The sequence below is a fragment of the Photobacterium sp. SKA34 genome, from assembly GCF_000153325.1.
Lineage (GTDB): Bacteria > Pseudomonadota > Gammaproteobacteria > Enterobacterales > Vibrionaceae > Photobacterium.
In genome coordinates, this window is sequence record NZ_AAOU01000028.1 from 59,640 (window position 1) to 73,990 (window position 14,351).

General features: G+C 42.6%; 17 protein-coding genes. 13 read left to right on the plus strand and 4 right to left on the minus strand.

Going from position 1 to position 14,351, the window contains the following annotated elements; translation table 11 throughout:
* Positions 1-3: 3 nt before the first annotated feature.
* The gene (locus SKA34_RS00745) at positions 4-1,407 is read right to left on the minus strand and encodes a PLP-dependent aminotransferase family protein (protein WP_006643584.1); all 1,404 of its coding nucleotides are present in this window, start codon (positions 1,405-1,407) and stop codon (positions 4-6) included.
* A gap of 178 nt (positions 1,408-1,585) precedes the next feature.
* Here SKA34_RS00745 and SKA34_RS00750 point away from each other — a divergent pair, with 178 nt between their 5' ends.
* Positions 1,586-2,185 (plus strand): LysE family translocator, encoded by a 600-nt coding sequence (locus SKA34_RS00750; protein ID WP_006643585.1) that lies wholly within the window; start codon positions 1,586-1,588, stop codon positions 2,183-2,185.
* 77 nt (positions 2,186-2,262) lie between these two features.
* Here SKA34_RS00750 and SKA34_RS00755 read toward each other — a convergent pair whose 3' ends face one another.
* A complete protein-coding gene (locus tag SKA34_RS00755) occupies positions 2,263-4,185 on the minus strand; it encodes an ABC transporter ATP-binding protein (protein WP_006643586.1) in 1,923 nt (640 codons plus the stop codon).
* Between the two features lie 229 nt (positions 4,186-4,414).
* Here SKA34_RS00755 and kefG point away from each other — a divergent pair, with 229 nt between their 5' ends.
* The 4 genes from kefG to slyD all read left to right on the plus strand — a co-directional run bounded on the left by kefG (position 4,415) and on the right by slyD (position 7,692).
* A complete protein-coding gene (kefG, locus tag SKA34_RS00760) occupies positions 4,415-5,005 on the plus strand; it encodes a glutathione-regulated potassium-efflux system ancillary protein KefG (RefSeq protein WP_006643587.1) in 591 nt (196 codons plus the stop codon).
* Positions 4,995-6,800, plus strand: coding sequence for a glutathione-regulated potassium-efflux system protein KefB (gene kefB, locus SKA34_RS00765; RefSeq protein ID WP_006643588.1), 1,806 nt, complete (start codon positions 4,995-4,997; stop codon positions 6,798-6,800). The genes kefG and kefB overlap by 11 nt, the downstream gene beginning before the upstream one ends.
* A 35-nt stretch (positions 6,801-6,835) precedes the next feature.
* Complete coding sequence (locus tag SKA34_RS00770) at positions 6,836-7,045, plus strand: YheV family putative zinc ribbon protein (protein ID WP_006643589.1); 210 nt, start codon at positions 6,836-6,838, stop codon at positions 7,043-7,045.
* Between the two features lie 83 nt (positions 7,046-7,128).
* A complete protein-coding gene (gene slyD, locus SKA34_RS00775; RefSeq protein ID WP_006643590.1) occupies positions 7,129-7,692 on the plus strand; it encodes a peptidylprolyl isomerase in 564 nt (187 codons plus the stop codon).
* Between the two features lie 73 nt (positions 7,693-7,765).
* Here slyD and SKA34_RS00780 read toward each other — a convergent pair whose 3' ends face one another.
* Both SKA34_RS00780 and SKA34_RS00785 read right to left on the minus strand, forming a co-directional pair.
* Entirely contained in the window at positions 7,766-7,987 is a 222-nt protein-coding gene (locus SKA34_RS00780; protein WP_006643591.1) for a SlyX family protein, read from the minus strand.
* 8 nt (positions 7,988-7,995) lie between these two features.
* A complete protein-coding gene (locus SKA34_RS00785; protein WP_006643592.1) occupies positions 7,996-8,973 on the minus strand; it encodes a WD40 repeat domain-containing protein in 978 nt (325 codons plus the stop codon).
* 191 nt (positions 8,974-9,164) lie between these two features.
* Here SKA34_RS00785 and fkpA point away from each other — a divergent pair, with 191 nt between their 5' ends.
* The 8 genes from fkpA to fusA all read left to right on the plus strand — a co-directional run.
* Positions 9,165-10,019 carry an FKBP-type peptidyl-prolyl cis-trans isomerase gene (gene fkpA / locus SKA34_RS00790; RefSeq protein ID WP_006643593.1) on the plus strand — a complete coding sequence of 285 codons (855 nt, stop codon included), beginning with the start codon at positions 9,165-9,167 and terminating at the stop codon, positions 10,017-10,019.
* Positions 10,020-10,203: 184 nt separating this feature from the next.
* Positions 10,204-10,926: a transcriptional regulator gene (locus tag SKA34_RS00795; protein ID WP_006643594.1), complete on the plus strand. Its 723-nt coding sequence runs from the start codon at positions 10,204-10,206 to the stop codon at positions 10,924-10,926.
* On the plus strand, positions 10,923-11,315 hold the full coding sequence (gene tusD, locus SKA34_RS00800; RefSeq protein ID WP_006643595.1) for a sulfurtransferase complex subunit TusD: 393 nt from the start codon (positions 10,923-10,925) through the stop codon (positions 11,313-11,315). The genes SKA34_RS00795 and tusD overlap by 4 nt, the downstream gene beginning before the upstream one ends.
* Before the next feature lie 10 nt (positions 11,316-11,325).
* The gene (gene tusC, locus SKA34_RS00805) at positions 11,326-11,682 is read left to right on the plus strand and encodes a sulfurtransferase complex subunit TusC (protein WP_006643596.1); all 357 of its coding nucleotides are present in this window, start codon (positions 11,326-11,328) and stop codon (positions 11,680-11,682) included.
* Between the two features lie 7 nt (positions 11,683-11,689).
* Entirely contained in the window at positions 11,690-11,983 is a 294-nt protein-coding gene (gene tusB / locus SKA34_RS00810) for a sulfurtransferase complex subunit TusB (protein WP_006643597.1), read from the plus strand.
* A 176-nt stretch (positions 11,984-12,159) separates the two neighbouring features.
* Positions 12,160-12,534: a 30S ribosomal protein S12 gene (rpsL, locus tag SKA34_RS00815; RefSeq protein ID WP_004399892.1), complete on the plus strand. Its 375-nt coding sequence runs from the start codon at positions 12,160-12,162 to the stop codon at positions 12,532-12,534.
* Between the two features lie 96 nt (positions 12,535-12,630).
* Entirely contained in the window at positions 12,631-13,101 is a 471-nt protein-coding gene (rpsG, locus tag SKA34_RS00820) for a 30S ribosomal protein S7 (protein ID WP_005371760.1), read from the plus strand.
* An 89-nt stretch (positions 13,102-13,190) separates the two neighbouring features.
* Positions 13,191-14,351: elongation factor G (gene fusA / locus SKA34_RS00825; protein ID WP_006643598.1), on the plus strand; the 1,161-nt coding region annotated here is incomplete at its 3' end.

The following is a 14,351-nucleotide window of genomic DNA, read 5'->3' on the forward strand; positions in this document are numbered from 1 at the left end:
CTGTTACAGCGAAAAGTGGGATAAAGGGGGGTGTCGTAATAACTCGGCAATGGTTTTTAAGCCAAAGATCAATTGCTGTTGGTTTAGCGGTGAGCTAATGGCGAGTCGAACTGCTGGTTTAATATGATTACCTCTAGGGGTAAATAATTCTGCTGATTTCACGATGACCCCACGGGCAGTTGTTGCTGCCATAAAATCACTTAAGCGCCAGTCTTCTGGTAATTGCAGCCAAACATGAAAACTATAAGTCTGGGTCGTAATGGAAAACTCACCGAGGTATTGCTGTACCAATAATTGCCGTTGCTGTATTTCAGTACGAACGGTAGTTAACACCCGATCGGCATCACCTTGAACTATTAATTCGCAAGCGATAGCAGAGAGCAGTGGGCTGATCATTAAGCTGTGGTTATAGAGTGCCGCACTTAGGTGTTGCTGCCATTGTTTAGGTACTTGGATGTAACCTAAGCGAAGTCCTGGTGCGAGGCATTTTGATAACCCTCCTATGTGGATAACATGTTCAGGTGCAAGGTTTATTAAAGGCGGTGGCGGTGAGGGCGACAGTAATCCGTTGACGTCATCTTCCGCAATTAACACATTATGTTCACGACACACGCTAATCACTTCTTCGCGGCGAGAGAGCGACATCGTCACTGAAGTAGGGTTTTGCTGGGTTGGTGTTAAGTATATTAACCGTGGTTGGTAGAGCTCACAGGCCGATGCGAGACTAGCTGGGCTCACCCCATCTTTATCCATCTCAACACTTTTTAGGGTAATACCATGTTGACGAGCAAGAGTTAGAAAGCCGGGGTAGCAAAATTGTTCGACTAAAACGGTATCACCAGCACGACAGAAAATACTCAGTAATAATTCCGCAGCATGTTGCGCGCCAGAGGTGAAGTACATCTGCTCTGATGAAACATTAATGCCTTTTTGATTTAACCATTGGCAAACGATATGACGATGACTATCGATCCCTTGCGGTGGCTGATACAGCATCATGTCATTTAATTGCGAGGGGTTGGCACTAATTTTTGCCATGGCTTTGCTTATCATCTCACTGCGATCAAATCGCGGAGGAATGTTATAGCCGAAATTACATTCTTCAGTCTGTAATTCTTCTAATTGATAGATCCAGTTATGGTTTTTATTGTTATCACAGACATACGTCCCAGCCCCAATACGCGCTTCGACAAGATGACGTCGCTCCGCTTCTGCATAAGCACGTGTCACTGTACCTACGGTAACCTGTAATTGATCGGCAAGTGCGCGGTGAGTGGGCAGTTTCTCCCCAATCGCGATGTCACCATGCTCGATAGCTCGTGCAATGCCATCAGCAATTTGACGATAAATTGGTTCTTTAGTTTTAGCGATAAGTTGGATATTTAATAACTTCTTCTCGATTGTCATGGTGACAATAAATCCTTTGATCTTAATAACTTCCCTTGTTAGGTTAAATTGTGCGCACAAAACAACCGTATTACCAGAGATTTTTTATGTTGTCGCGAAATAACTGAAATTGTATCGGTACAATTTCGTGAGAGATGATCTGGATAGTTTTATTTCTATCGTTTATTAAGGAAAGAGTGTGGAAGGATCAACAATTATCTCAGTTATTTTATTTGCCATATTAATGACAGGCACGCCGGGGCCTAACAATATGATGGTAACCGCCTCTGGAGCGAACTTTGGTTATTGGCGCAGTGTTCCGCATATTATGGGGATTAGTGTGGGTATGGCGAGCATGATAAGTTTACTGGCGGCAGGGCTCGGTATTATTTTTGAACGTTATCCTGTGGTTCACGAGGTATTGAGAGTTGTTGGGTGTGCGTACTTATTGTATTTAGCATGGAAAATAGCCACCGCTGGCGGTATGGGGAAAACAGAGCAAAAAGTGAAGGCTAAACCGATGAGTGTATTCTCTGCTGCACTGTTTCAATACGTTAATCCTAAAGCATGGATGATGTCTGCAACGGCAGTAAGCACTTTCGCCGTTAGCGGGGAGCACTATTGGTTATCTATATCGATGATTGTGACGGTATTTTTCGTGGTGGGTTTTACTTGCGTCTCGCTATGGACAGTAACTGGGATGGTGATACGTCATTGGCTAACATCAGAACGTCGTACGATTAGGTTTAATCAGACGATGGGAGCACTAACGGCAGCATGCGTGATGATGATTTGGTAGTGATTGACATTATTCTAGATAATTGAAAATAACAACGCCAACGAAGTGCTCGTTGGCGCTATAGGTGTTAAGCAATATTATTCGGCGCTAAATTGAGATTCCATCTCTTCTAATTGCTCTTGTAACTCCATCCAAGCAACTTCAACATCTTCCAAGTCAGATTTTGCATCGCCTTGCAGTTTTAATTGCTCGTTCATACGGGCTTTGTTCTCAGCTTCATAAATACTGCTATCACTTAACGCAGTTTCAGCATCGGTGATAATGGTATTGAGCTTGTCCATTTGCTTTTCAAGCTTGGTGATTTCTTTACGTATCGGGGCAGTTTGTTTACGGAACTCTGCCTCTAAACGTTTTTGCTCTTTACGCGATGCCGCGCTGTTGTCTTTGTTGGTTTCAGGTTTTGTTGCTTGTTGATCACGGCGCTCATTACGCTGTTGCTCGGTAAGCCATTTGTGGTAATCATTTAAATCCCCATCAAACGGTACGACTTGGCGATCATGCACCAAATATAAGTCATCGGTTGTCGCACGTAGTAAGTAACGATCGTGACTTACAATAACCATTGCACCTTCATAAGATTGCAGTGCCAACGTCAGTGCTTGGCGCATATCTAAATCAAGGTGGTTGGTTGGCTCATCGAGCAGTAATAGGTTAGGACGTTGCCATACAATAAGTGCCAGCACTAAACGTGCTTTCTCACCGCCAGAAAACGGACCGACTTTTTCTAGCGCTTTATCACCAATAAAACCAAAACTACCTAAATAATCACGTAGTTGTTGCTCGGTTGCTTGTGGTGCAATACGTGCAATATGCTGTACAGGGGTATCATCAAGGTACAAGGTTTCTAATTGGTGCTGGGCAAAGTAACCAATTTTAACCCCTTGCGAATATGCCATATCACCGGCTTTCGCTGGTAAATCACCAGATAGCATTTTGATCAGGGTAGATTTACCAGCACCATTTCGGCCAAGTAGGCCAATACGACTACCAGGAACAAGATTCAGACGAATCTTTTCTAAAATCAGTAGGTCGTCATAACCTGCGGCAACTTGATCCATCATTAAGATTGGGTTTGGCAGAGCACTTGGCTCGCGGAATTCAAAACTGAATGGATTATCAAACTGAGCTGGTAACACTTTTTCCATGCGCTCAAGGGCTTTAATACGACTTTGCGCTTGGCGTGCTTTACTGGCTTTGTAACGGAAACGTTCAATGTATGACTGCATGTGCGTCATTTGCTTTTGTTGTTTCTGATACATTGCTTGTTGTAGTACTAGCTTTTCGGCGCGTTGTACTTCAAACGATGAATAGTTACCGGTGTAACTGTTCATGGTTTGATTTTCAAGATGGATAATGCGGTTAACCACTGGATCTAAGAAATCGCGGTCATGGGAAATCAACACCAAGGTACCACGGTAGCTTTGGAGCCATTTTTCCAACCACATGACCGCATCTAAATCTAAGTGGTTAGTTGGCTCATCGAGAAGTAAGAGATCAGAGCGGCATAATAGCGCTTGGGCAAGGTTAAGACGCATACGCCAACCACCCGAAAATTGGGTTAGGTTCCATTGCATTTGATGCTGTGAAAAGCCTAGACCATCAAGTAATTCTGCCGCACGAGCCTTAATGCTATAGCCTCCAATGGTATCCATTTTACCGTGAAGCTCTGCGACTTTAGTACCGTTGTCGGCTTGCTCAGCGGCAAGGAGTTGGCGCTCAAGTTCACGGTACTCACGGTCACCATCAATGACATATTCAATAGCAGCGCGCTCTAACGCAGGCGTTTCCTGAGCAACCCATGCCATTTCCCAGTTACTTGGAAATTGACAGTTGCCAGCATCTAAGCTGAGCTCATTTTTCAGTAAAGCGAACAGGGTCGATTTACCACAACCGTTTTTACCGACAAGACCGACTTTGTCGCCCGGATGGATCGTTGAAGTGGCGTTTTCAAGTAATACTTTGCCACCACGTAGAAGTTGGATATCTGAAAAGATAATCATCAATATTGCCGGGGTCTTGCCCGCTCCACTAAATAAACTGGACTTATGGGCGGAAGTCTAACTCAAACAGCGCAGAGTGGCTAACATCTCTCTAGAGGTTTAGGTTACGTATTGCTGAACAAATGATAAACAAAAGATCATGTTTGTTAACAATTAGGTATGATGGAATAATACTGAGCAAGTACTTATTGTTGCACATGATGAATATGAACGATTGTTAAAGGGTGTTATGACACGACAAAACTTACCATCAATTCTCATTATTTTTGCTCATCCCGATCCTGATGAGTCCGTTGCTAATCGCGCAATGTTGCAAAACATTGAGCTATTAGGTCACGTTACTGTGCATGATTTATATGCCACGTACCCCGATTTCTTTATCGATGTTGTCGCAGAGCATGAATTGATCGCGGGTCACGACATCATTATTTTCCAGCATCCGCTCTATATGTATTCCTGCCCATCATTGTTGAAAGAGTGGTTTGATAGAGTGTTAAGCAAAGGCTTTGCACACGGTGACGGTAATGAAACCGTAGGTAAATATTGGCGCTCGGTGATCACTACTGGCGGTGGGGCAGAAGCTTATAGTCCTGATGGTTATAACCGTTATGGTATTGATACCATTTTAAAGCCATTTGAAATTTGTGCTGATCTTTGCCAAATGCATTGGTTACCGCCACTTATCTTGCATTGGGCAAGACGCGTCACGATGGATGAGTTAAGCCAATATGCACGTGCATACCAATCATGGCTGGCGAACCCTCTGATTATTGAGCCCCGAATTAGCTTAGCGAATAAGGAGACCAACAATGACCAATGATTTTCTTGTTCTTAGTGTGGTTTTTTTAGCGGCGGCTATCATTGCCGTCCCTTTGGCGCAAAAGCTTGGCTTAGGATCAGTGTTAGGTTATTTGATTGCGGGTATTGCAATTGGCCCTTGGGGCTTAGGCTTGATCTCCGATGTTGATGCCATCCTCCATTTCTCAGAATTTGGTGTTGTGTTGTTACTATTTCTGATTGGTTTAGAGCTTAATCCGAAAAAGCTGTGGCAAATGCGAAAACCTATTTTAGGGTTAGGTGGTGGGCAGGTTGTGATCACCAGTGGGGTTATTGCCGTAGTGGTGATGAGTCTTAATGGATTTTTACCTTCGCTGACGTGGCGCGATACAGCAGTGATTGGCATGGGGTTGGCGTTATCTTCAACAGCAATCGCACTTCGTGTTATCGAAGAACAGCAATTATCAGGAAGTGAAACTGGGCAATCGGGTTTTGCGGTATTGTTATTTCAAGATATTGCGGTGATCCCAATGCTTGCTTTACTCCCTGCTCTCGCGGGTGGTAAAGGAGGGAGCTGGAATGACGCATTCTGGATGTTAGGAGGCATCGCCGTATTACTTGTCGGTGGGCATTTTTTGCTTCGTCCACTGTTTCGTTATGTGGTAATGAGTGGCGTTCGTGAACTGTTTAATGTTGCTGCATTATTGTTAGTTCTTGGTATTGCATTGATTATGCAGGCGCTTGGATTATCCATGGCGTTAGGGGCATTCTTAGCGGGAGTGCTATTAGCTGAGAGCGAATATCGCCATGAGTTAGAAATTGCGATAGAACCGTTTAAAGGATTATTACTGGGGCTATTTTTTATTTCAGTGGGTATGGCGGTGAATATTGGTTTGTTGTGGCAATATCCATTACAGATTTTAGCTGCAGTATTAGCGCTAGTCGCAGTAAAAGGTGTCGTACTTTATCTTTTAGCTCGGATATTTGGCGTAAGAGAAAAGTCACGTAGTCAAATGGCGGCGATCTTAAGTCAGGGGGGGGAGTTTGCGTTTGTCCTGTTTACTGCCGCTCGTGCTGAAGGTTTACTAGATGCGCAGTTATTGGCTTTCTTGCTGGTGGTCGTAAGTATATCAATGATGACCACACCACTCATATTAACGCTTCAAAATCGCTGGTTTGTGCGAAGCTTTAAAGCGAGTGAGCAACCTGAGCCAGAGTCGGATATTGTTGACCGTGAACCTCGTGTCATCATTACGGGGTTTGGGCGTTTTGGACAAGTTATAGGGCGATTACTTTTTGCTAATAAAATTAAAGTGACTGTACTTGAGCGAGATCCGAGCCAAATCCAATTTTTACGCAAGTTTGGTTATAAAGTTTTTTACGGTGATGCTACTCAGTTAGATTTGCTACGCGCAGCAGGGGCGGATAATGCGGAAGCAATTATTATCTGTACTGATGCACCGACAGAAGTCATGGAAGTGGTGGCTATGTGTCAACAACATTTCCCGCACTTAAAAATATTAGCGCGGGCGAGAAGCCGTGTTGAAGCACATCAACTACTAAGCCAAGGCGTTGAATGTTTCTCTCGTGAAACTTTTGCTGGTGCTCTTGATTTAGGTCGCCAAGCCCTTATATCTCTAGGTATGCACCCGTATAAAGCGCAACGTGCCGAGGCACATTTTCGTAAAATAGATACACAAGCCTTACGGGATCTATTGCCGCAACATAGTGAAGAAGTCAATCTAGCTTCGCGACAAAAAGAAGCCCGTAAAGAGTTAGAAGAAATTTTCGATCGTGAAATGCGAGGCGAGGAAGAACGCCATCATGGTTGGGATTAAGCTAGTGCTTGTGTAATGGTCAAGGAAAGAGCAGGATGATAAAAAAACGATTTATCGCAGGGGCTGCATGCCCAAATTGTCAAACCATCGATACTTTACGCTGGTGGCAGCAAGATGATGTTGAATATGTCGAGTGTGTGGCCTGTGATCATTCAGATACACGGGTGCCGCAATCGGTACAAGAAAGTGAACAACTTTCGTCAACAACCAAACAACAAGTGATAGGTGTTTTTAAACCTGACTAAATACGGTATTAGCATCATTGCCATATTATCCTGTATGATGTCGCGCAAAACTTATCACCCCAAGCTGAAATTTTGGAGTAAACATGAAAGTCGCTAAAGACACAGTAGTAAGCCTAGCTTACCAAGTGAAAACTGAAGATGGTGTAATTGTAGATCAATCAACAGTTGAAGCTCCACTTGATTACCTTCACGGTCATAACAATCTAATTCCTGGCCTAGAAGCAGCGCTTGAAGGTCATGTAGCTGGCGACAAGTTCGAAGTAACTGTTGCTCCTGCTGACGCTTACGGCGAGCACATGGACGAAATGGTTCAACGTGTTCCTGCAAACGTATTCCAAGGTGTTGATGAAATTACTGTTGGTATGCGTTTCCTAGCAGATACTGATCAAGGTCCAATTCCTGTCGAAGTAACTGAAGTTGATGGCGATCACGTAGTTGTTGACGGTAACCACATGCTTGCTGGTCAAACTCTAGGTTTTGACGTTGAAGTTGTTGCTGTACGCGCAGCGACTGAAGAAGAAACTGCACACGGTCACCTACACCAAGGTGGTGGTTGTTGTGGCGGCGAAGGCGGTTGTAGCGATCACGGTGAAAGTGACGAAGGTTGCTGCAGTGGCGAAGAGAAAAGCGGTTGCTGCTCTCACTAATATCATTTTATGATATTAGTAAAAAAGGAAGCTCAGGCTTCCTTTTTTGTTTTTCTTTTTTAGTCAAACTCGATTAATAATGTGGTGGCGGAGTTTCTTCCGACTCGTTGGCCATATTCGGTGCTTGCATACCTTTTACCTTACCCACTAAAAATCTCATCTGAACTTCCATGCGGTCAATCATGAACTGTTGCTTGGTAAGGGCATCATTAAGATCATCAATAGTTTGCTCTTGAAAGGCTTGTTTCATTTCAAGTTCATCAATACGGTGTTGTAATTGTTCAATCTCAGTCATGGTCGTTTTCAATCGGTTGACCAGGCTTGGACAAATCCAGATGATGATCCAGAGATGACGTTACCTGTTGGGCTAATAGCGACATCATACACCACTGCTGTAGCGGGTCGAGTATCTTGCTGACGTTCCGCTTTCCAACTCCCTATATTTTTCCCATCCGATGTTTGCCATAACTCCACTCGGCGTGAGGGAGTACCGGTTGCTATCATTGAACCATCATCAGAAAATCGGGCACTGGAAAGGGTTTGTTGGCGAAGGGTAATATCTAGTTCTGATACTTTCTTGCCGTTGGTTAAATCCCAAATAAAGATGTCATTGGTGCCATCGGCAGTCAGTGCAAATTTTCCATCCCGTTGTAGTGCGACTCGAGTAATGCGACTTTTATGAGGGAAAGGATATAAGATTTGTCCTGTAAGGGTATCCCATAAATAGCCATTATGATCATTACCGCCGGATAGAGCGTAACGACCATTAGGAGATAAATCGACACTATTAACTTTCTCTTTATGTGCTAAAAACTCAAGTCTTCTTCCTGTGCTAATATTGATAAACAAGGCCTTACCATTACTAAGCGCTAATAAGATGTCGTCGCCATTATTGGCAATAGCAACATCTCTAATGGTAGCGTCATCAATAGACCATAAACCTTTAGCTTGGGACCAGCCAAGATCCCAAATAGCAAAATTTTGTGCTGTTGCTGTGATAGCAAAACGTTTATTGTCAGAAATATGGCTACTTATCACCGTATTGTGATGTTGATCTTGAGAACCAAAATCAGCTAACTTTTTGTTTTGATGTAAGTCCCATAGCGCGATACCTTGTTCGATTGCACTAACTATTGCAAAACGACCATCTCGGCTAAGGCTAAAACTGGTTGCACCTTGTGGGGCTAATTGCCAGCGTTGGACTTCTGAGCCAGAAAAGAAACAACCACTCAAGGTCAAAGTGGAGAAAAACAAACAAAATGAAAAAAAAGTTTTATACATTAAGCTCTTGTTCCGCTTGCATAGGATAACTAGTAGAGTAAATTAGTCTGATTAAATAACTGAACTGACTTGCTTTTTACAGTTACTTAATCAAATGCTAGTAGTATATTGTTATAATTTTATTTTCATACTCATTCTAAAAAGTACAGTTTAAAAATGAGGCATTGCCTCAGTGACTGATGGAGAAATACATGAAACCTGTTCTAAAGATGTCTGTATTGGCAGCAACAATTTTCCTCGCTGTTGGTTGTCAGGATGATAATAAAGCAGACACCAATAAGCCTGCAGAGCCTGCGAAAGTAGAGCAGGTTGCTGCTAAGACTCCAGCAGCTGATGCTAAAGTAGAATTTAAAACTGAAGATCAAAAAGCTGCTTATGCAATTGGTGCGTCACTGGCCCAATATCTCTCTGCTAACCTTGAGCAGCAAAAAGAGCTGGGTCTAGACCTAAACCGTCAAGACGTACTTCAAGGTGTTGAAGATGTATTTGCGGGTAAGAGTCGTTTAACGCAAGAGCAAACCCAACAAGCGCTTCAAGAGCTTGACCAGCGCGTAGCTAAAATTGTTGAAGAAAAAGCAAAAACTGAAGCTGAAAAAAACGTAAAAGCCGGTGAAGAGTTCCGTACTAAGTTCTCGAAAGAAACGGGTGTAGTAACAACTAAAACGGGCCTAATGTACAAGATTGAAAAAGAAGGTACAGGTCCAAAACCAACAGCAACCGATACAGTTGAAGTTCATTACAAAGGCATGCTAACTGACGGTACTGTATTTGACAGTTCTTACAAGCGTAATCAACCTGCAACTTTCCCTCTAAATCAAGTTATCCCTGGTTGGACTGAAGGTGTTCAGCTAATGCCTGTAGGCTCAAAGTTTGAGTTTGTTATTCCGCCACAGCTAGCTTACGGCGCACAAGCAAACCCAAGCATTCCTGCTAACTCAACATTGGTATTCCAAGTTGAGCTACTAAGTATTAAAGGTAATGAAACTGCAAAACCTGCAGCGGCACCAGCTGAAAAATCAGCAGCTACAGAGACAAAAACACAATAATTGAGCAATATTTACCAATAAATATGTTGATAAATATCAAGACCCGACTTATGTCGGGTCTTTTCTTTTTAATTATCTGATAAACTTACTAGCAATATTTTAAATTTTATTGATTCTATTTAATACATAAGCTGAATTTATAAGTCGTATTAATAGTATTGATTGCAACATGGAAGATTGAAAAGTGTTTTCAACTGATAACTTTGATTCAGAGGTGATGGTCGACAGTGATATCGTCGATAGCCGAATCTTCTCTGAGCATGATTATATTATTCTTCGCTCTTATGAAGCTGTTGTTGATGGTTTAGCTGCGTTAATTGGTCCCTTTTGTGAAATCGTTCTCCATTCATTAGCCGATCTCAACACTTCTGCGATTAAGATTGCTAACGGAGAAAATACAGGTCGTAAAGTTGGCTCGCCAATCACCGATCTTGCATTACGCATGCTACGTGATATTGAAGGTTCTGAACGTAATTTTTCTCGTGCTTATTTCACCCGTGCAAAAGGTGGTGACTTAATGAAGTCAATCACAATTGCCATTCGTAACGGTGAAAATAATATCATTGGCCTTTTATGTATAAACGTTAATTTAGATGCGCCTTTCTCTCAAATTCTGCAGTCGTTTATGCCTACTGATGAAGCTAAACAAGCAGCATCAACCGTTAACTTTGCAAGCGATGTTGATGAACTCGTTGATCAAACGGTTGAACGTACTATCGAAGAAATTAATGCGGATAAGAACGTATCAAATAATGCCAAAAATCGCCAAATCGTGATGGAGCTGTTCGATAAAGGTATTTTCGATATTAAAGATGCGATTAATCGTGTTGCAGATCGTTTAAATATATCTAAACACACCGTGTATCTGTATATCCGCCAGAGAAAAACCGAGGATGGTGAGAAGTGAGTTTAACTTATGCTATCGTGGTTAATGGTCCTGCATATGGAAACCAAACATCGCGTTCAGCCTATCAATTTGCAAGTGCATTAATTGAAGAAGGACATGTATTAAAACGCGTGTTCTTTTATCAAGATGGCGTGTTAAATGGCTCAGCATTAACGGCACCAGCATCCGATGAATTTGATCTTGTGGCAGCATGGCAAGCCTTAGCTAAAACGCATAATGTTGAATTACAAACCTGTGTAGCAGCTGCATTGCGTCGCGGTATTGTCAGTGTGCAAGAAGCAGAGCAAAACCAATTATCTGCTGCCAATCTTGCGGATGGCTTTGAACAGGCAGGGCTTGGCGGTCTTGCTGAGGTCATGTTAACTGCAGATCGCGTAATACAATTTTAGTGGTATTGATATGAATTCACTGGGTTTTATCTTTAGAACTTCACCACATGGCAATAATAGTGGGAGAGAAGGGCTAGATGCTGTATTGGCAAGTTCAGCTTATACTGAAGAGTTAGCACTGTATTTTATTGATGATGGCGTATTTCAATTATTAAAACAGCAACAGCCACAAGCTATTTTAAGTCGGGATTATATTGCGACATTTAAAATGCTTGAACTTTATGATGTTGAAAATATTTACGTGAATGCAGAATCACTCCTCGCTCGCGGACTAACAACAGACGACTTGATCATCGATGTGATTGTTTGCGAACAAGCACAATTGATAGAGAAAATGCATCAATGTCGACAACTTCTTACATTTTGAGGTCGTAATGCTTCATACCGTTACTCGCTCACCTTATCAAAGCCAATCTTTAGCTCAATGTTTAGCATATATTGCCGCTGGCGATGAAATATTACTGTTAGAAGATGCTGTGATCGCCGGTCTGGTAAAAAATAATTATTTAAATGTAATAAAAAATATTGGTGTAAAAATTTATTTACTTGATGCTGATCTCATTGCGCGTGGGTTGCAAGGTAAGTGTGACGAATATCTAAATGTTATTGATTATAAAGGCTTTGTTTCGTTAACGGTTAAACATGAACAGCATATGAAATGGGCTTAAATGAGTATGATATAAGCCTTAAAAGTGATAAAAAACCGATTGTTTAAGAAATGATCATTTGATTGATCGTTGGTTAGATCTTGACACCCTAGGGTGCGATGCCTAAAATTTCGCGTCCTCCTGTTGTTGGGAGGCAGATTTTTCACCTTACGAAAGTAATATTCAGGAGCTATTTAATGGCAACTATTAACCAGTTGGTACGTAAGCCACGTGCTAAGCAAGTTGTAAAAAGCAACGTGCCAGCACTAGAAGCGTGCCCACAGAAACGTGGTGTATGTACTCGTGTTTACACTACTACACCTAAAAAACCGAACTCAGCATTACGTAAAGTATGTCGTGTTCGTCTAACAAACGGTTTCGAAGTAACATCATACATCGGCGGTGAAGGTCACAACCTTCAGGAGCACTCAGTTGTTCTTATCCGCGGTGGTCGTGTTAAAGACTTACCGGGTGTTCGTTACCACACTGTTCGTGGTGCACTTGACTGTGCAGGCGTTAATGACCGTAAACAAGGTCGTTCTAAGTACGGTGTGAAGCGTCCTAAGTCTTAATGGATTCCGTTAAGTAAGGCCAAACACTAAAATTATTTTAATTTTGAAGAAACTGAAAAGTTTTGGATAACCTGAAGAAGACAACGGAGATAATCCATGCCACGTCGTCGCGTAATCGGTCAGCGTAAGATCCTTCCAGATCCTAAATTCAAATCAGAATTGCTGGCAAAATTCGTTAACATCCTTATGGTTGACGGTAAAAAATCTACTGCAGAAAAAATTGTTTACTCTGCACTAGAAACTATGGCTGAGCGTTCTGGTGAAGAACACCTAGCTGTATTTGAAAAAGCTCTTGAAAATGTACGTCCAGCGGTAGAAGTTAAATCTCGCCGTGTGGGTGGTTCAACTTACCAGGTGCCTGTAGAAGTACGTCCAGTACGTCGTAATGCACTAGCTATGCGTTGGTTAGTTGAAGCTGCGCGTAAGCGTGGTGAAAAATCTATGGCTCAGCGTCTAGCAGGCGAAATGCTTGATGCGGCTGACAACAAAGGTTCTGCTGTTAAGAAACGTGAAGACGTTCACCGTATGGCAGATGCGAACAAAGCGTTCGCACATTACCGCTGGTAATATAGCTGGTAATACCGCTTGGGCACGGCAGGTTTTCCTGCTGTGCCTAAACCATATTCTAAGGTTCACCTTAGTAAGAGGATACAACTGTGGCACGCAAAACGCCTATCGAGCGCTACCGTAATATTGGTATCTGTGCTCACGTTGACGCCGGTAAAACAACAACGACCGAGCGCATCCTGTTTTACACAGGCTTATCTCATAAGATTGGTGAAGTACACGACGGCGCTGCTACTATGGATTGGATGGAGCAGGAGCAAGAACGTGGTATCACGATCACCTCTGCTGCAACAACCACCTTTTGGCGCGGTATGGACAAGCAGTTCGACGAGCACCGAATCAACATCATTGATACTCCTGGACACGTAGACTTCACCATTGAAGTTGAACGTTCACTACGTGTATTAGATGGTGCTGTTGTTGTGTTCTGTGGTTCTTCAGGTGTAGAGCCTCAGTCAGAGACTGTATGGCGTCAAGCTGATAGATACGAAGTACCACGCATGGTTTTCGTTAACAAGATGGACCGTACTGGTGCCGATTTCCTTCGCGTTATCGAGCAAATCAAAACCCGTCTTGGCGCAAACCCAGTACCTATTCAACTGAATATTGGTGCTGAAGATGAATTTAAAGGTGTAATTGACCTGATCAAAATGAAGGCCATTAACTGGTCAGAAGCTGATCAAGGAACTAGTTTTACCTATGAAGACATTCCTGCTGATTTATTAGAAGAAGCAGAAGAATGGCGCATGAATTTAGTTGAGTCTGCCGCTGAAGCGAACGACGAACTAATGGATAAATACCTTGAAGAAGGCGAACTGACTGAAGCTGAAATTAAAGCAGGTCTTCGTCAACGTACACTCAACAACGAAATCGTACTCGCGACTTGTGGTTCTGCATTCAAGAACAAAGGTGTTCAAGCGGTACTTGATGCGGTTGTTGACTTCCTTCCTTCACCAACAGAAGTAAAAGCAATTACTGGTGAAGATGAAAACGGTAATTCTGTTGAACGTCATTCAGATGACAACGAACCTTTTGCTGCGCTTGCGTTCAAAATTGCAACAGACCCGTTTGTAGGTACGTTAACTTTCATGCGTGTTTATTCTGGTGTTGTAAATTCAGGTGATACTGTCTTTAACAGCATTAAAGAGAAACGTGAACGTTTAGGTCGCATTGTTCAAATGCATGCGAATAAGCGTGAAGAGGTCAAAGAAGTGCGTGCTGGCGATATCGCTGCCGCCATTGGTCTTAAA